We start from the raw sequence: 17,792 nt of genomic DNA on the forward strand, positions 1-17,792 counted from the left end.
GGGAACGGTCAACCACCAACAGAGCCAGATGCCCGGTGGACTGAACACAACCACCAACTTGGTGGCTCCACAAGAGTGACACTGAAACCACCAACCGTTTCTTGCTGATTGAGCCGGGACCGAGCGAAGCGAGGACCCGAGTCGAAATCCGGCGACCGGACAATGTCGGCACACACCCCAGAAGTGGCCATGACGATCGAGCAGGACCGTGTCAGAATCCCGCGGGCAAGAAGTTCAGGAAGTCGTTGGTGACGCCGACCGCGTTGTCCGACGACCCACCGCGGACGACCAATGTCGCGAAGGCGAGGTCACCGCGGTAACCCGCGAACCAGGCGTGCGAGCCGCCGTCGAACTCGGCTTCACCGGTCTTGCCGTACACCTCGCCCTGCCCGGCGATCCTGGTCGCGGTACCGCTGGTGACCACTTCGCGCATCATCGGCCGCAGCTCCCCCACCACGTTGGGTTCCAAGGTCGTCGTCGGTCCCTCGATCTTTGTCTCACGACCCAGGATCAGTTGCGGTACAGGAAGTTTCCCGTTGTTGGCGACGGTCGCCGCGACCAGTGCCATTCCGAACGGGCTCGCCAGGTCCTTGCCCTGCCCGAAGCCGTCCTCGGTGCGCGCCACCAGATCGCTCTCGATCGGCACCGAGCCGGTCGCGGTGGCGAGTCCGGGGATGTCGTAGGTCTGGCCGAGTCCCATCGCCGTGGCCGCGTGCGCCAGATCGGACGGCCCCATCTCGCTGGCGAGTTTCGCGAATGTGGTGTTGCACGACTGTGCGAAGGCACGCTGCAGCGTCACCGAACCGAGGGAGAAGTTGTCGTAGTTCGGGATGGTGCGCGGGCCGATGGTCACCTCGCCGGGGCAACCCACGATCGTGTCGGGGGTGGCCATGTCGCGGTTGAACACCGCGGCGGACGTGACCATCTTGAAGGTCGATCCCGGCGGGTACAGACCGGTGGTGGCGATCGGTCCCTGCCGGTCGGCCGCCGGATTCTGCGCAACCGCGAGGATCTTTCCGGTGGACGGCTGGATCACCACCATCGCGATCTGGAACGCGTTGGTGGCGTTGACCGCCCGCTGTGCGGCATCTTGCACCGACCGGGACAGGCTCAAGGTGACCGCCGGGGCCGGCTCGGCCGCGTTGTCGACGAGGACGTCGGCGTCGAGCCCGTTGGGGTTGACGGTGACCACCTTCCAGCCGACCCGTCCGTCCACCTCCGACTCCACGACCTGTTTGACCCCGGTCAGCAGTGCGGGGGCGAAGTTCGGGTTCTTCGACACGAGTTCGACCTGCTCGTTGTGCACCACACCAGGGATCGCGAGCTGATCGCGCAACCGGTCGAATTCCTCCTCCGACAACCGGGTGATCGGATAGCTGCCGTCCGAGGCGGTGGATTCCTCGGCGATCCGCTGGACGTCGAGGTCAGGTTGGATCGGGGCCAGCACTGTGACCAGCCGGTTGAGCGAGTCGATGACCGAACCGGCCGCCGCGGCGGCCTTGGCGTCGAAGGCGATACCGATGACGGTGCCGTCGACGATCACCGCCGACCCGTCGGACTCGTTGACCTGAGCCCGCGGCGGTTCTGTGATGCGCAACGAAAGACGTTGATCGGCACCGAGTCTGGGATGAATATCGGTGGAGGTCCAGCGCACCCGCCAACCGTCGGCGTCGGAGCGGATCGCCTTGACGGTGGCCCCGTACTCCCAGTTCCGGGACCGCGGCAGATCCCAGCGGTAGGTGACGGCGACCTCCGCGGTGTCGTGGTCGACCGTGGCGCGGCTGGATCGGCCCGACACACCGGTGGCGGCGAGCCCGTCCCACGCGGACCTCAAGCCTGCACTTGCCGCCGACGGGTTGTCGGTGTCTGCGGCGGCAGCATCGAAATCGCCTGTGCCGAAGGCGGTCAGGAACGCTTCGACGGCCTCGCGCGGACCGTTGTCGGTCTCCGAGCACGCGGTCACCAGACCCAACGTCAGCGCAGCACTGATCAGGACGGCGGCCAGGGCGGCCAGGCGGGGTCTGCGATGCTCCATCGCTTGCCGATCCTAAGGTCCCGAGGACCTCGGCGGCGGGAGCCACGCGGAGACCACACCGAACCCACAGGCAACCCCGAGTCCATCACCGGTTCCGCCGGAACCCGGCCGGACTCAGTCGATCAGGATGGTGGCGAAGGTCCCCACCTGGGTGAACCCGATCCGCTCGTAGGCGGCGCGGGCCGGCAGGTTGAAGCTGTTGACGTACAGACTCGGTATGCGGCCCCGCGCGGCGATCACCGAGGCCACTGCAGCGGTGCCGGCAGCCCCGAGTCCCCGACCCCGCATGCAGGGGTCCACCCAGACGCCCTGGATCTGGCCGACCGCCCGCGACATCGATCCGACCTCGGCCTTGAACACCACCTGACCGTCCTCGAATCGGGCGAACACCCGGCGCGCAGCGATCAGGGAGGCGAGCCGGCGGCGGTAGGAGCGGCCGCCGTCACCGGCGCACGGGTCCACGCCGACCTCTCCGATGAACATGTCCACCGCGGCGGGCAGATAGGTGTCGAGGTCGTCGAGGGTCACCAGCCGGACCTGCGGGTCGGGCTCGACGAGCGGCTCCCCCGACAACGCCATGAGCGGCTGCACCGGCCGGATCTCGCGGGCCGGACCCCAGTCGGGGTCGACGCGCTCCCACAGCGCCATCGCGAGCTCGGACTCCCCGACGATCGACGAACAGATGCGGGCGCCGGCAACCGCACGATCGGCGAAATGGGAGAGGTCGTCTGGTGAGCCACGCAGCGGGATCATGTTGGCGCCGGAGAAGCACAGCGAACTCTCCGGGTCGGATGCCGACCACAGCTCACCACCGAGCAGCCGTGGCTCGATCCCGTGGGATTCGAAGCGCGCGGCGACCATACACATGGACACCGGGTCGGAGTTCAGGACGCGACTGACCGCGGGCGCGTCACGCGCACCGAGCGGCTTGTCGCCCAGCAGCCTCAGCACCGCGTCACTCCTCTCGTACCCGGAGTCTGTGTCTCCCCCGATCCCGGGGACTCCGATGCCCTACGAAACGGTCACCACCGGCGGCCCTGCGGACGCGCCTTCACCAGTCTCCCCCGACTCCTCGGCGATCCGCAGCGCTTCCTCGATCAATGTCTCCACGATCTGCGCTTCCGGCACGGTCTTGATGACCTCGCCCTTGACGAAGATCTGTCCTTTGCCGTTACCGGACGCCACACCGAGGTCGGCTTCACGGGCCTCGCCCGGCCCGTTGACGACGCAGCCCATCACCGCGACTCGTAGCGGCACCTCCATGCCCTCGAGGCCGGCCGACACCGCGTCGGCGAGCTTGTAGACGTCGACCTGCGCACGACCACACGACGGGCAGGAGACGATCTCGAGCTTGCGGGGCCGCAGGTTGAGTGACTGCAGGATCTGATCGCCCACCTTGACCTCCTCGGCGGGCGGCGCCGACAGCGACACACGGATCGTGTCGCCGATGCCCTGGCTGAGCAGCGCACCGAAGGCGACCGCCGACTTGATGGTGCCTTGGAAGGCGGGTCCGGCCTCGGTGACACCGAGGTGCAGCGGATAGTCACACTGCGCGGCGAGCTGCCGGTACGCCTCCACCATCACGACCGGGTCGTTGTGCTTGACCGAGATCTTGATGTCGCCGAAGCCATGCTCCTCGAACAACCCGGCCTCCCACAGTGCCGACTCGACGAGCGCCTCGGGGGTGGCCTTGCCGTACTTCTGCATGATCCGTTTGTCCAGCGAGCCGGCGTTGACGCCGATCCGGATGGGGATGCCCGCATCCCCGGCGGCCTTGGCGACCTCCTTGACGCGGCCGTCGAACTCCTTGATGTTGCCGGGGTTCACGCGCACCGCCGCGCATCCGGCGTCGATCGCGGCGAAGATGTACTTCGGCTGGAAGTGGATGTCGGCGATCACCGGGATCTTCGACTTCTTCGCGATCACCGGCAGCGCGTCGGCGTCCTCCTGTCGCGGACAGGCGACGCGGACGATGTCACAGCCGGACGCGGTGAGTTGCGCGATCTGCTGGAGGGTCGCATTGATGTCGTGGGTCTTGGTGGTGGTCATCGACTGCACCGAGATCGGGTGGTCGCTGCCGACTCCGACCGATCCCACCTGGATCTGGCGGGTCTTGCGACGCGGGGCGAGCACCGGCGGCGGGGCCGTCGGCAGGCCTAGGCCGATCGGGGTCGCCGTGGCCGGGTCAGAGGCGGACATCTCAATCTCCCTGCGGATGGATCTGTGGGTGTGGGCTGGGTGTGTGGCCCGACGGGTCGGGCCGGGTCGGTCGGGCGACGTCAATTCGGGAAGGTGATCGGATTGACGATGTCGGCGGTCAGGGTGAGCACCATGAACCCGGCCATCACCACGACCACCGCATAGGTCAGCGGCAGCAGTTTGTAGTAGTCGACCGGACCGCCGGGTGCACGTCCGAACCAGCGGCGCGCCGTGTCGCGTCCCTTCTCGTATCCGACGATGGCCATGTGGCCACCATCCAAGGGTAGTAGCGGGACCAGGTTGAACAGGCCGAGGAAGAAGTTGATGCTGATCAGCAACAGGAAGAAGGTCTCCCACAGACCGCGTTCGGCAGCCTGGCCGCCGAGCACCGTCGCGCCGTAGACGCTGACCGGGGTGTCGGGGTCGCGTTCGCCGCCGGTGACCGCGATCCAGAGGTTGTGCACCTTGGTCGGCATCGACAGCAACGCATTCCAGGTCTGGTGGGCGAGTTCGCCGGTGAACACCGCCGCGCCCGGCCAGATGGTCAGGGCGTTGTAGGTCTTCCAGGTCGGCGGGGCGTCGAAGACGATCCCGACCCGGTTGATGGTCTGGGTGGAGGTGGTGCCGTTCTTGTCGGTGGTGGTCACCGTCAGCGGCTGCGGGGTCATCGTGGTGGTGAACCGGCGACCCGCCCGGTCGACGGTCAGGGTGATCGGCCCGGCCGATTCGCGGATCCTGGGTGACAGTTGGGATGCCTGGTCGACGGCCGCACCGTCGATCGCGACGATCCGATCCCCGGGTTGTAGTCCGGCTGCCCCGGCCGGTCCGGTACCGGTACAGCCGGCCTCGGTCTGGGTGCCGTCGGCGTCGACGGTGATGGTCGACGGCACACACGAGATCTTGGTCAGGGTGGTGCCGACCGGCGCGGGTGACAGATCGGGTAGTCCCCATACGAGCCCGGCGACGACGATCAGCACGAACCCGAGGATGAAGTTCTGTGCGGGACCGGCGAACAGGACGACGAGGCGCTTCCACGGCTTCTGCCGGAACATCGCGCGGCTCTGTTCGTCGGCGGCGAGCTGTTCGTGCGGGGTCATCCCCGCGATATCGCAGAATCCGCCGAACGGCAGGGCCTTGACGCCGTACTCGGTCTCACCGCGACGGGTCGACCACAGGGTGGGCCCGAATCCGACGAAGTATCGGCGCACCTTCATCCCGGTGGCCTGCGCCGCCCACATGTGCCCGCACTCGTGCCAGGCGATCGAGGCGAGCAGCCCCAGGGCGAACAACACGACGCCGATCGCGAAAACCACTACTCGTACTCTCTCGTCTCTTCGTTCTGTCCGGGCGTGTTGCCTGGTTGCCTCCGGGAAAGCCGGGCGCGGCCCGGACGCCCGGTCAGGCCCGGCGCGTCGTCGCCACGAGCTGCGCGGCGCGTGTGCGCGCCCAGGCATCGGCGGCGAGGACCTCCTCCACAGTACCGGGCGTGGCCTGCCATTGATCTGCGTCGTCGAGCACCTCGCCGATGATCTCCACGATCCGCGGAAACGTGATGGCGCCGGCGAAGAATCCTTCGGCGGCGGCCTCGTTGGCCGCGTTGAACACCGCGGTGAGACTGCCCCCGGTGGTTCCGGCGCGCCGGGCGAGGTCGATCGCCGGGAACACCTCGTCATCGACGGGTTCGAAGGTCCACGCCGACGCCGTGGAGAAGTCACAGGCCTGCGACGATCCGGGCACGCGATGCGGCCAGCCCAGGGCGAGGGCGATCGGCAGTTTCATCGACGGCGGTGAGGCCTTGGCGATGGTCGCGCCGTCGATGAAGGTGACCATCGAGTGGACGATCGACTGCGGGTGCACGGTGACGTCGATCCGGTCGTAGGGCACGCCGAACAGCAGGTGCGCCTCGATCACCTCGAGCGCCTTGTTGACCAGGGTCGCCGAGTTGAGGGTGATCATCGGCCCCATCGACCAGGTCGGGTGCTTTCCGGCCTGTTCGGGGGTGACGTCGACGAGCTGGTCGGTACTCCACCCACGGAACGGCCCGCCGGAGGCGGTCAGCACCAGGCGGTCGACCTCGTCGGCGGTACCGCCGCGCAGGCATTGGGCGATCGCGGAGTGCTCGGAGTCCACTGGCACGATCTGGTCCGGCGCCGCGGCTTTCAGTACCAGGGCACCGCCCGCCACCAATGATTCCTTGTTCGCCAGCGCCAGCCGGGCCCCGGAGGCGAGGGTGGCCAGGCTCGGTCCCAGACCGATCGACCCGACGACCGCGTTGAGCACGACGTCGGCGTCGACGGTCTCGATCAGCCGGACCATCGCCTCGGGTCCGCTGAGGACGACGCCACCGAGTTGTGCCGACACCGTCTCGGCGGCCGCTGGATCGGCAACGGCCAGCCGCTCGGCCGGGACGCCGAAGGCGGCAGCCTGGGCGGCGAGGCGGTCGGTGTTGCCGCCCCCGGCACCGAGACCGGCCACCGAGAACAACTCCGGGTGTTCCGAGATCACCTCGAGGGCCTGCACTCCGATCGAGCCGGTGGAACCGAGAATCAGCACGCGCGTCGTCACAGACACCATTGTCGCGCACTGCCCGACCGGCTCGACGGCGCGGCGTGCCCGACGCCCCAGGGCACCCGGGTCTAGCCGGTGACACCCCCGGGTGCCGGGTGCACGCTGCGCCAGTGCTCGGCGATGTCGATGCGGCGGGTGATCCACACGTCGTCGTGCGACTGGATGTGGTCGAGGAACCGCTCCAGCGCGGCCAGCCGCGCGGGCCGCCCGACGAGTCGACAGTGCAGACCCACCGACAACATCTTGGGGGACCCCTCCACACCCTCCCGATAGAGCACGTCGAAGGCATCCCGCAGGTGCGCGTAGTACTGCTCACCCGACGGGAATCCACCCGGCGAGGAGAACCGCATGTCGTTGGTGTCGAGGGTGTACGGCACCACGAGGTGATCGACGTCGCCGGTCACACCGTCGGCGGTCCGCGGAACCTTGACCCAGTACGGCAGGTCGTCGGCGTAGCTGTCGGAGTCGTAGACGAAACCGCCGTACTCGACGACGAGTTCACGGGTGTTGGGTGAATCGCGGCCGGTGTACCAGCCGCGAGGTCGCTCACCGGTGATCTCGGCGAGCATCTCCATGCCGGCACGCATGTGCTCGCGCTCGACGTGGGAATCGACCATCTGGTAGCTCAGCCAGCGGTACCCGTGGCACGCGATCTCGTCGCCACGTTCGGTGAATGCCGCGGCGGCCTCCGGATTACGGGCCATCGCCTGGGCGACGGCGAAGATCGTCAGCGGCAGTCCGCGCCGTTCGAAGGTGCGCAGGATCCGCCACACCCCGGCGCGGGACCCGTACTCGTACAATGACTCCATGCTCATGTGGCGGTTCGGGAACGACTGTGCCCCGATCATCTCCGAGAGGAATGTCTCACTGCCCCGGTCGTTCTCGAGGACGTTGTTCTCGCTGCCCTCCTCATAGTTGAGGACGAACTGCACGGCGATCTTCGCGCCGCCCGGCCACTGCGGGTCCGGCGGATGGGCACCGTATCCGATCATGTCGCGTGGGTAGTTCTCCGAGCGGTAATCGGCGAGCGTTCTCGTGGGCGGATGCATGGGCGAATTCTTGCACCGATCGGCCGACTCGGCCCGGTGGGCACCGGGCCGGATCCGCGCCGGATACACGAGCGGAGGGCCTTCGGCGTGGGGAGTGCACCACCGTCGTCGGGGTACGGCTATGCTTCTCCCAGAACTACTACCGACCGTCAGAGAACTCTGACGTCAGCGCAGTGAGGAGTCACCGTGGCAAGCACCGACGTCGAGCACAGCGACGACATCGACACCGGTTGGCGGCGTGAGCCGGCCGACGCACCGTCGGCGCGGTTCGGATGGCACGGCGTGGCGACCCGCAACTTCTACGTCGCCGGCTGGATCTCCGTCGTGATCCTGCTCTGCATGCTGGTCGGCAATCACAAGGGGCACGTCGAGGACATCTGGCTGATCGGTTCGGCCCTCATCGTGGCCGCGTTCATCCTCCGCGGAATGTTCGCCAAGAAGCAGTGGAAATAGCCACCGGATCTTGACCACAGAGCCCGGCCGGACACGTTCCGGCCGGGCTCTGTTGCGTCTGCGGCCGGCTCTCGCCGATCGAGCAGGATGTCGTCGCGAAGCACCGCCGCACGCAGGGCGAGCCGCCGAGGAGCGCAGGTGGTTGGCAACACCCTTGGCTCGCTGGGTCTCGACACGGGTCCTCGCCTAGCGGCTCGGTCCCGGCTCGACCACCACAGATCGCCGGTTGAGTTGAGCCGACGAGGAGCGCAGCGACGAGACGAGTGCGTTTGGTGGTTGAGCCGACGAGGAGCGCAGCGACGAGTCGAGTCGAAACCCCCGCCGGCCGACATCGGGCGGCGATCACCCCCGAAGTGGTTGGCGACACTCTTGACTCGCTGGGCCTCGACACGGGTCCTCGCCTAGCGGCTCGGTCCCGGCTCGACCACCACAGAACGGTGGTTGAGCCGACGAGGAGCGCAGCGACGAGACGAGTGCGTTTGGTGGTTGAGCCGACGAGGAGCGTAGCGACGAGACGAGTCGAAACCCCCGTCGGCCGACGTCACGGGGTGACCACCCTCAGAGGCCGTCACCACCTGACCTCAGCCCGCGGTCTCCTCCGCGGCGAGCTGACCGCAGGCCGCGGCGATCTCCTGTCCGCGGGTGTCGCGGACGGTGCACGAGACGCCCTGCGCCTGCACCCGGCGGACGAACTCGCGCTCGACGGGTTTGGGACTGGCGTCCCATTCTGATCCGGGCGTCGGGTTGAGCGGGATCAGGTTGACGTGCACGAGCGAGCCGAGTGCCTTGTGCAGCTTCTCCCCCAGCATGTCGGCACGCCACGGCTGATCGTTGACGTCGCGGATCAGCGCGTACTCGATGGAGACGCGTCGTCCGGTGGCGTCGGCGTAGTAGCGTGCGGCGTCGAGGACCTCCGACACCGACCATCGGTTGTTCACCGGGACCAGGGTGTCGCGTAGTTCGTCGTCGGGGGTGTGCAAGGAGACGGCCAGCGTCACCGACAGCCCTTCGTCGGCAAGCCGCCGGATCGAGGGCGCCAGTCCGACCGTGGAGACCGTGACCGAGCGCGCCGAGATACCGAGGCCCTCCGGCGCGGGTGAGGTGATCTGCCGAACCGCCGACACCACGCGCTTGTAGTTGGCCAGCGGCTCGCCCATACCCATGAAGACGACGTTGGACAGTCGTCCCTCGGGACCGAACTCGCCGTCACGCAGTGCCCGGGCCGCGGCACGCACCTGGTCGACGATCTCGCCGGTCGACAGGTTGCGGTCGAGACCGCCCTGGCCGGTCGCACAGAACGGGCAGGCCATGCCGCAACCGGCCTGGCTGGAGATACACAGGGTGTTGCGGTCGGTGTAGCGCATCAGCACACTCTCGAGCAGCGTCCCGTCGTGCAGCCGCCACAGGGTCTTGCGGGTGCTGCCGTCGTCGCAGGAGACGTGCCGGACGGGGTCGAGCAACTTGGGGAACAGCGCGTCGCCGACCTTGGCCCGGGCACCGGCCGGGAGGTCGGTCATCTCCTCGACGTCACCGTTGAGTCGGCCGTAGTACTGGCGGGCGAGCTGATCGGCACGGAACTTCGGCAGGCCGAGTTCCCCGAGAGCCGCAACCCGTGCCGCCTGATCGAGATCGGCGAAATGCGTCGGCGGACGCCCCCGACGAGGGGCGTCGAACACGAGCGGCAATGAAGTCATGGGTTCCATTGTCGCACGTCACGAAGGGTGGTCGTGGTCACCGCCACGACCTCGGTCCCGCACCGGTCACCGTGTCAGAGCAGCGCGGTGAGCACCGCCCACACGATGAACGCCGACGGCAGCAGCGAGTCGAGACGATCCATGATCCCACCGTGGCCGGGCAGCAGGGTGCCCATGTCCTTGATCCCCAGATCGCGTTTGACCTGGGATTCCACCAGGTCACCAAGGGTCGCGCAGATCACCAGGACCGGCCCGAGGACCAGTCCCACCCACCAGCGGTTGTCGAGGAGGAAGATCACCGAACACACCGCTCCGGTGGTGCCGACCAGCAGCGACCCGACCAGGCCCTCCCACGACTTCTTGGGGCTGATCGCGGGCGCCATCGGATGCTTGCCGAACAGCACACCGGCGGCATAGCCGCCGACATCGGAGCAGACCACCACGATCATCAGCGTCGCCACGCGTGCGGCTCCGTGATCCTGGTTCACCATCAGCACACCGAACGACGCCAGCAGCGGCAGCCAGGCCGCCACGAACACCGATGCGGCGAGGTTGCGGAGATAGTTCTGCGGGGCCTGGGAGATGCCCTGGGCGAGCAGCTTCCACACCATGGCCACCAGCACGGTGCCGACGAAGGCCACCAGGATGCCGGTGGTCCCCCACGGCCAGCTGCACCAGATCATCGCCTGGCCGCCGACGATCAACGGCCAGAACGCGACGTCGTATCCGCCGCCCCGGAGGCGTTTGGTCACCTCCCAGGTGGCGGTGGCGAACGCCAGGGCGACGATGACATACCAGAGCTTGGGTGCGAACAGCAGGATCAGGATGATCGTGACACCGAGTGCCACACCCACCCCGATCGCCGCGGGCAGATCACGTCCCGCACGAGACTTTCGTGGTGACTCCGGCTCCGCTGCCGACGCCTTGTCCATCGTCTGGTTTCCGCCTGTCTGAGTCCGAAGGGTGCCGAGGGGTGTGATCACACCTCGAGCAGTTCGGACTCCTTGTGCTTGACCAGCTCGTCGATCTGGCTGACATAGGTGCCGGTGGTCTTGTCGAGATCCTTCTCGGCGCGCACCACCTCGTCCTCGCCGGCCTCGCCGTCCTTCTGGATACGCTTGAGCTCGTCGAGCGCCTTGCGCCGGACGTTGCGGATGGACACCTTGGCGTCCTCGCCCTTGCCCTTGGCCTGCTTGACGAGTTCTTTGCGGCGGTCCTCGGTGAGCTGCGGGATCGACACGCGGATGAGCGTTCCGTCGTTGGTCGGATTGACGCCGAGATCGGAGTTGCGGATCGCGGTCTCGATGTCTCGCAGGGTGGAGGCCTCGTAGGGCTTGATCACCACCAGGCGCGGTTCCGGGGTGGTGATGGAGGCGACCTGGGTGACCGGGGTCAGGGAGCCGTAGTACTCGATCTGGATCTTGTTGAACATCGCCGGATTGGCGCGACCGGTGCGGATGGAGCCCATGTCGTCTTTGGCGACGCTGACGGCCTTCTCCATCTTCTCCTCGGCGTCGAGCAACGTTTCGTCGATCATCGTGATTCCTGTTCGGTATCTCGGTCCGGGCCGTCACCCGAAGGTGGCGGCCCGGTCCTGCGGGTGTCGTGGATGGTGGGCGGTGGTGGTTCGGGGTGAGCGTCTAGGTGGTCGACACCAGGGTCCCGATCCGCTCGCCCGACACCGCGCGGGCGATGTTCCCCTGCTCGAGGAGATTGAACACCAGCATCGGCATCTTGTTGTCCATGCAGAGGCTGAACGCGGTCGCGTCGGCCACCTTGAGCTGCTTCTCGAGCGCCTCGCGGTGGGTGATCTCGCGGTAGAGGACGGCGTCGGGGTTGGTCCGCGGGTCGTCGCTGTAGACGCCGTCGACGGCCTTCGCCATGAGCACCACCTCGGCCTTGATCTCCAGGGCACGCTGGGCGGCGGTGGTGTCGGTGGAGAAGTACGGCATTCCCATGCCGGCACCGAAGATCACCACGCGGCCCTTCTCCAGGTGACGCTGGGCGCGCAGCGGGAGGTAGGGCTCGGCGACCTGACCCATGGTGATGGCGGTCTGCACGCGGGTGGTGACGCCACGCTTCTCCAGGAAGTCCTGCAGCGCAAGGCAGTTCATGACGGTGCCGAGCATGCCCATGTAGTCCGAGCGGGACCGGTCGAGGCCGCGCTGCTGCAGTTCGGCGCCGCGGAAGAAGTTGCCGCCGCCGATCACCACGGCCACCTGGGCACCGGAGGCGACGACCTCGGCGATCTGGTCGGCGACCGTCGCCACGACATCGGGATCGAGTCCGACCTCACCACCGCCGAACATCTCGCCGCCGAGCTTCAGCAGGACCCGCTTGTAGCCGGCCCGGGCCGCATTCTCCGAGTGCTGGGATTCCGGGGACTCGCTCATCAACTTCCTCACCGCCGCCGACTGTGTACGTCGGCCCTCGTCCGCGCTGGGCGGATCCGGGCCGGTCTTGCAGAGATCATCTTAGGGCCCCGACGCGACGACCCCGTGTCCCCCATGGATACGGGGACACGGGGTCATCGTTTCGTCAGGTGGTGTGCCGGGGGCACACCCGACCGGTCAGGACTGACCGACCTCGAAGCGGCTGAAGGCCACCACGGTGGCGCCCGCCTCGTCGAGGATGTTCTTCACGGTCTTCTTGGACTCCTTGACGAAGGGCTGGTCGACCAGCACGACGTCCTTGTAGAAGCCGGTCAGACGGCCTTCGACGATCTTCGGCAGGGCCTGCTCGGGCTTGCCCTCGGCCTTGGCGGTCTCCTCGGCGATGCGACGCTCGTTCTCGACGACGTCGGCGGGGACCTCGTCGCGGCTGGCGTAGCGGGCCTTGAGTGCGGCGACCTGCTGTGCGGCGTTGCGCGCAGCCTCCGCGGCGGCGTCACCCTCACCGGTGTAGGACACCAGCACACCGACGGCCGGCGGCAGATCGGAGGCACGCTTGTGCAGGTACACGGCGACCGGGCCGTCGTAGTACACGACGCGACGCAGCTCGAGCTTCTCACCGATCTTGGCGCTGAGCGCCTGCACGGCGTCGGCGACGGTACCCTCACCGAGAGCAGCGGCCTTGAGTACCTCGACGTCACTGGTCTTGGCGACCTGGGCGGCGTCGAGCACCTTGTCGGCGAGTTCCTGGAACTCGGCGTTCTTGGCGACGAAGTCGGTCTCGGAGTTGAGCTCGATCATCACACCGCCCTTGGCGGCGACGAGGCCCTCGGCGGTGGAGCGCTCGGCGCGCTTGCCCACGTCCTTGGCGCCCTTGATACGCAGCTCCTCGACAGCCTTGTCGAAGTCGCCGTCGTTGTTCTCCAGGGCCTTCTTGCAGTCCAGCATTCCAGAGCCGGTGAGTTCGCGGAGACGCTTCACATCGGCTGCGGTGTAGTTCGCCATCGTCGGCGAGCCTCCTTAGAGAGAGTATTGGGATGTCTGCCGGCCTCCGGCCCGGACGGACCGGAGGCCTGCGACGTGGACCCGTACGGGTCAGGATGCCGGGGTGCCACCCTCGGCGGGTGCGGCGGCCTGGGTCAGCAGTTCCTGCTCCCACTCGGCGAGCGGCTCACCGCTGCCGGCCTCCGGCTTCGCGTCGCCCGAGGACTGGCCGGCGCGAGCCTGGACACCCTCGGCGACGGCCGACGCGACCACGCGGGTCAGCAGTGCAGCGCTGCGGATCGCGTCGTCGTTGCCCGGGATCGGGTAGTCGACGAGATCGGGATCGCAGTTGGTGTCGAGGATGGCGATGACCGGGATGTTGAGCTTGCGTGCCTCACCGACAGCAATGTGCTCCTTGTTGGTGTCCACAACCCAAATTGCAGACGGCACCTTGGCCATATCCCGGATACCACCAAGGGTGCGCTCGAGCTTGTTCTTCTCGCGGGTCAGCATCAAGATCTCTTTCTTGGTGCGACCCTCGAAGCCACCGGTCTGCTCCATCGTCTCGAGTTCCTTCATCCGCTGAAGGCGCTTGTGGACGGTCTGGAAGTTGGTGAGCATGCCACCGAGCCAGCGCTGGTTGACGTACGGCATACCGACACGGGTGGCCTCGGCCGCGATGGACTCCTGGGCCTGCTTCTTGGTCCCGACGAAGAGGACGGTGCCACCGTGGGCGACGGTCTCCTTGACGAACTCGTACGCCTTGTCGATGTAGGTCAGCGTCTGCTGCAGGTCGATGATGTAGATACCGTTGCGGTCGGTGAAGATGAATCGCTTCATCTTCGGGTTCCAACGGCGGGTCTGATGCCCGAAGTGTGCGCCGCTGTCGAGCAGCTGCTTCATGGTCACAACAGCCATGAATCAATCCTTTGTGTGCAGTTGACATCGGTACCGGCGGTACCGATCCTGGCACCCACTGCTCGCACGGAACCCGACCGTGGTCGGGACCGCCCGCGCGGAGCAGGTCGGGGGCATGAGCCGCCTCGACCCGAGTTGTGGGCGCGCGAAGTCACTCCGCCCGCAGACGAAGTGCCCGTCAACCATACGCCCGGGCGTGACCGGGATCCAAAATCCGCCGGAGCCGACCAGGGCTGCGCTGCGTCTAATCCACCATGAACCCGACGCAGACCCGCGGCGTTTTGTCCCGGCGGTCCCGCAATCTCGTGACCCGCCGTGCCTCGCCGCGGGGTCGTGTGTCGCCCAGTCGTGTGTCGCCCAGTCGTGTGTCGCCCAGTCGTGTGTCGCCCAGTCGTGTGTCGCCCAGTCGTGTCTCTCGCGGTGGTATGTCCGGGAGCAGGCGGTTGTCGCGGTTGTCGCAGTGGGGACGACTCATCGCGGCGCTCACCGAGATCGCCTTGGTGGCGTCGTTGTTGTTGGCGGTGCCGGCGCTGGTCGGGGCCCGGCCCCTGTCCGCATCGTCGTCGGCGCCGACGGGCGCCTACGTCGTCCCCCTGCCACCGAGGCCGACGGTGGTCCGGGGATTCGACGCCCCGACCCCACGGTGGCAGGCCGGTCATCGCGGGATCGACCTCGCCGCGCCCGTCGGGGCGTCGGTGCTGGCCGCCGGTGACGGTGTGGTGCGATTCGCCGGATCGGTCGCCGGGAAGCCAACGGTGTCGATCGAGCACGCCGACGGGGTGATCACGACCTATGAGCCGGTACGCGCCTCGGTGCGCCAGGGGATGCGGGTGCGCCGAGGAGAGGTGATCGGCGCGGTTGTCGGCGGGCATGACGGGTGCGCGGCGTCCGCATGCCTGCACTGGGGTGCCCGCCGCGGAGCGGGCCGGACCGCCACCTACCTCGATCCGCTCGGACTGTTGGGTGCGGTGCCGGTGCGACTCAAACCGCTCGGTGACTCCGCGTTCGGCGGGGTGCCACCCTGACGCGGGGGGCGGCCCGGCCGATCATGCGCGCGGGTGGGCCTGCCGGTGCACCGCACGCAGCCGTTCGACGCTGACGTGGGTGTAGATCTGCGTCGTCGCCAGCGACGAATGGCCGAGCAGTTCCTGCACGACGCGCAGGTCGGCGCCGCCCTCGAGGAGGTGGGTCGCAGCACTGTGGCGTAGTCCGTGCGGGCCCATGTCCGGGCCGCCGACCGCGGCGACCGCTGTGGTGACCACGGTGCGGGCGACGCGCTGGTTGAGTCGTCCACCCTTGGCACCGAGGAGCAGGGCGTCGCCGGATGTCGGTCCGGCCACCTCGGGCCGCCCGGCCGCCAGCCATCGGTCGAGAGCGTCGGCGGCCGGGACCCCGAAAGGCACCGAGCGCTGCTTGTTGCCCTTGCCGATCACCCGGAGGACCCGACGGTCGGTGTCGACGTCGTCGAGGTCGAGTCCGCACAGTTCACCCACACGGATGCCCGTCCCGTAGAGCAGTTCGACGATCGCGCGGTCACGCAGGGCGATTGGGTCGTCGGGGTCGTATCCGATGTCCGGGACCCCGTCAGCGCCTGCATCCGTGTCCCCGTCGGCTGCGGTGTCGCCGGTGTGCCGGTTCCGGCCGGCCGCGGCGATGGCGGCCCCGGCCTGCTCGGCGGTCAGGACGGCGGGCAGTGTGCGATGAGCCTTGGGCGCCTGCAATCGGGTCGACGGATCGATACCGAGGATGCCCTCCCGGGTCGCCCACGCGCAGAAGGTCTTCGCCGAGGAGACCTGACGGGCGACGGTCCTCCGTGCCGCGCCGCGACGGGTGTGGTCGGCGAGCCAGGCGCGCAGGAGATCCAGGTCGATCGCGACGACGGCGACGCCTCGGGCACCGGCGAACGAGACCAGGCCCCGGACGTCACCGGTGTAGGCGCGGATGGTGTGGTCGCTGAGTCCCCGTTCGAAGCGCAGGTGCTCGGCGAACTCGGTGATCACCGAGCCCGTTCCGGCGGCCGCGTGGCCGGGGCCCGTGTTCCCGAGGTGTGAACGTCCGGGCTCTGAAATGCCGGGCTCTGAAATGCCCGGCTCTGAAATGCCCGGCTCTGAAATGCCGGAGTGGGAATCTCCGGAGTCCGGGCCGTCTGTGCCCTCGACGTCGTCGGTCATCCCCCGACCTCACCGGTCCGGGTGGGTGATCGCAAACGCCCACGCGGACTCGTTGCCGGATCGGTACCCGCGCGGTCGGCTCACACGTTCGCCCCTGCGGTCTCCTCCGATGCGCGCAGATCGGCCTTCCAGGTGCGGAAGCCCTCTTCGGAGCGGCCACGACGCCAGTAGCCGGAGATGGAGGCATTGGCGGCGCTCACACCACGTTCCTTGCGGACGTAGCCGCGCAGGTTGTGCATCACCGCCTGCGCCTCGCCGTGGATGAACACCTGCGGTTCGCCGTCGAACCAGTACGCGCCGCGCACGGCGTCGATCAGCGGGGAGTTGTCGCCGGCGCGGTCGTCGTCGACCTCACCGGCCGGGCCGCCGCGGTGCACCCAGGTGATCTCGGCACCGGCCGGGGCGGCCAGGGTGATCTCGTCCTCGGGTCCGCCGACCTCGACGAACACCTGTGCTCGCGCATCGGCCGGGAGTGCCTCGAGGGCCGCGGTGATGGCGGGCAGTGCCGACTCGTCGCCGGCCAGCAGATGCCACGGCGCGTCGGGCCGGGGGTGATAGCCGCTCCCCGGGCCGAGGAACGACACACTGGTGCCGGGTTCGACCGACGCCGCCCACGGTCCGGCGACCCCCTCGTCGCCGTGGACGACGAAGTCGATCCAGATCTCGCGGTTCTCGGCGTCGACGTTGCGGATGGTGTAAGTCCGCAGGGTCGGCTGCTGCTCGGCCGGCAGCGACCGCGATGCGCGCGGGTCGAAGTCGGCGGGAACGTCACCACCGTCGGGCATGAAGACGAGCTTGACGTACATGTCCGTCTCGCCGAGTCCGTCGCCGCCGACGGCCGGGACGAATCCCTCGAAGCCGTCGCCACCCAGGACGAGCCGCACCATGTGTGCGGTGAGTTGCTCGCGGCGCAATACGGTCATGGTGTTCACACGTTTGGCCATAGGACCTCCTTGTTCGTGTCCACGCTACGCCCCGATTTAGGCCTACCTAAGCAGTGATTTCGGTCACGTCGCCACCACCACATACCGGCCGACCGCTCGGCACGAACGCGAGCAACCGGTCGACGATGACTGTGTTCCAGACACGGGTTCTCAGGTCCCGGTGGACTCATGCTCCGTCCAACGCAGACCATCCCAATACCGATACCGCGCGCAATTACGGGGGTCCGGATACCAGCCCGGCACCGGACCGGACTGCGGCCGCTTCGCCGACGACGCCTTGACCACCAGGACGACGCCGCCGACCGCGGCCGCGGCCGCGAACACGCCGATCACGACCAGCACGATCAGCCAATGCCACCAGCTCACAGCTCCCATGGCGGCTTTCCT

The 17,792-nt window shown here is 68.0% G+C and carries 17 protein-coding genes; 2 read left to right on the forward strand and 15 right to left on the reverse strand.

The window, feature by feature from the left end; genetic code table 11:
- Positions 1-211: 211 nt before the first annotated feature.
- The 6 genes from ACWDUA_RS10325 to puuE all read right to left on the reverse strand — a co-directional run bounded on the left by ACWDUA_RS10325 (position 212) and on the right by puuE (position 7,851).
- A complete protein-coding gene (locus ACWDUA_RS10325; RefSeq protein ID WP_449750931.1) occupies positions 212-2,035 on the reverse strand; it encodes a penicillin-binding transpeptidase domain-containing protein in 1,824 nt (607 codons plus the stop codon).
- 114 nt (positions 2,036-2,149) lie between these two features.
- A complete protein-coding gene (locus ACWDUA_RS10330) occupies positions 2,150-2,986 on the reverse strand; it encodes a GNAT family N-acetyltransferase (protein WP_449750932.1) in 837 nt (278 codons plus the stop codon).
- A gap of 60 nt (positions 2,987-3,046) precedes the next feature.
- Positions 3,047-4,234: a flavodoxin-dependent (E)-4-hydroxy-3-methylbut-2-enyl-diphosphate synthase gene (gene ispG / locus ACWDUA_RS10335; protein ID WP_449750933.1), complete on the reverse strand. Its 1,188-nt coding sequence runs from the start codon at positions 4,232-4,234 to the stop codon at positions 3,047-3,049.
- 80 nt (positions 4,235-4,314) lie between these two features.
- Positions 4,315-5,547 (reverse strand): M50 family metallopeptidase, encoded by a 1,233-nt coding sequence (locus tag ACWDUA_RS10340; RefSeq protein ID WP_449750934.1) that lies wholly within the window; start codon positions 5,545-5,547, stop codon positions 4,315-4,317.
- 85 nt (positions 5,548-5,632) lie between these two features.
- A complete protein-coding gene (gene dxr / locus ACWDUA_RS10345; RefSeq protein WP_449750935.1) occupies positions 5,633-6,808 on the reverse strand; it encodes a 1-deoxy-D-xylulose-5-phosphate reductoisomerase in 1,176 nt (391 codons plus the stop codon).
- Positions 6,809-6,870: 62 nt separating this feature from the next.
- Entirely contained in the window at positions 6,871-7,851 is a 981-nt protein-coding gene (gene puuE, locus ACWDUA_RS10350; RefSeq protein WP_449750936.1) for an allantoinase PuuE, read from the reverse strand.
- A gap of 186 nt (positions 7,852-8,037) precedes the next feature.
- Here puuE and ACWDUA_RS10355 point away from each other — a divergent pair, with 186 nt between their 5' ends.
- Positions 8,038-8,304, forward strand: a complete 267-nt coding sequence (locus tag ACWDUA_RS10355; RefSeq protein WP_449750937.1) for a DUF2631 domain-containing protein — start codon at positions 8,038-8,040, stop codon at positions 8,302-8,304.
- Between the two features lie 581 nt (positions 8,305-8,885).
- Here ACWDUA_RS10355 and rlmN read toward each other — a convergent pair.
- From rlmN to rpsB, 6 genes are all read right to left on the reverse strand, one after another.
- Positions 8,886-9,998 carry a 23S rRNA (adenine(2503)-C(2))-methyltransferase RlmN gene (gene rlmN, locus ACWDUA_RS10360; protein WP_449750938.1) on the reverse strand — a complete coding sequence of 371 codons (1,113 nt, stop codon included), beginning with the start codon at positions 9,996-9,998 and terminating at the stop codon, positions 8,886-8,888.
- A 74-nt stretch (positions 9,999-10,072) separates the two neighbouring features.
- Positions 10,073-10,930, reverse strand: a complete 858-nt coding sequence (locus tag ACWDUA_RS10365; RefSeq protein ID WP_449750939.1) for a phosphatidate cytidylyltransferase — start codon at positions 10,928-10,930, stop codon at positions 10,073-10,075.
- A 47-nt stretch (positions 10,931-10,977) separates the two neighbouring features.
- Positions 10,978-11,535, reverse strand: a complete 558-nt coding sequence (frr, locus tag ACWDUA_RS10370) for a ribosome recycling factor (RefSeq protein ID WP_449750940.1) — start codon at positions 11,533-11,535, stop codon at positions 10,978-10,980.
- A 103-nt stretch (positions 11,536-11,638) separates the two neighbouring features.
- Positions 11,639-12,391: a UMP kinase gene (pyrH, locus tag ACWDUA_RS10375; RefSeq protein ID WP_449750941.1), complete on the reverse strand. Its 753-nt coding sequence runs from the start codon at positions 12,389-12,391 to the stop codon at positions 11,639-11,641.
- Between the two features lie 177 nt (positions 12,392-12,568).
- Entirely contained in the window at positions 12,569-13,393 is an 825-nt protein-coding gene (gene tsf / locus ACWDUA_RS10380) for a translation elongation factor Ts (RefSeq protein WP_449750942.1), read from the reverse strand.
- A gap of 90 nt (positions 13,394-13,483) precedes the next feature.
- Positions 13,484-14,290: a 30S ribosomal protein S2 gene (gene rpsB / locus ACWDUA_RS10385; protein ID WP_449750943.1), complete on the reverse strand. Its 807-nt coding sequence runs from the start codon at positions 14,288-14,290 to the stop codon at positions 13,484-13,486.
- 425 nt (positions 14,291-14,715) lie between these two features.
- Between rpsB and ACWDUA_RS10390 the strand changes: the two genes are divergently transcribed.
- The gene (locus ACWDUA_RS10390; RefSeq protein WP_449750944.1) at positions 14,716-15,315 is read left to right on the forward strand and encodes a M23 family metallopeptidase; all 600 of its coding nucleotides are present in this window, start codon (positions 14,716-14,718) and stop codon (positions 15,313-15,315) included.
- 21 nt (positions 15,316-15,336) lie between these two features.
- On the opposite strand, the gene ACWDUA_RS10395 is transcribed toward ACWDUA_RS10390, so the two are convergent.
- The 3 genes from ACWDUA_RS10395 to ACWDUA_RS10405 all read right to left on the reverse strand — a co-directional run bounded on the left by ACWDUA_RS10395 (position 15,337) and on the right by ACWDUA_RS10405 (position 17,780).
- Complete coding sequence (locus ACWDUA_RS10395) at positions 15,337-16,290, reverse strand: tyrosine recombinase XerC (RefSeq protein ID WP_449750945.1); 954 nt, start codon at positions 16,288-16,290, stop codon at positions 15,337-15,339.
- 251 nt (positions 16,291-16,541) lie between these two features.
- Entirely contained in the window at positions 16,542-17,405 is an 864-nt protein-coding gene (locus ACWDUA_RS10400) for a siderophore-interacting protein (RefSeq protein WP_449750946.1), read from the reverse strand.
- 150 nt (positions 17,406-17,555) lie between these two features.
- Positions 17,556-17,780, reverse strand: a complete 225-nt coding sequence (locus tag ACWDUA_RS10405) for a DUF2510 domain-containing protein (RefSeq protein ID WP_449750947.1) — start codon at positions 17,778-17,780, stop codon at positions 17,556-17,558.
- Between the last annotated feature and the right edge of the window lie 12 nt (positions 17,781-17,792).

Source organism: Gordonia sp. NPDC003376, from assembly GCF_053589235.1.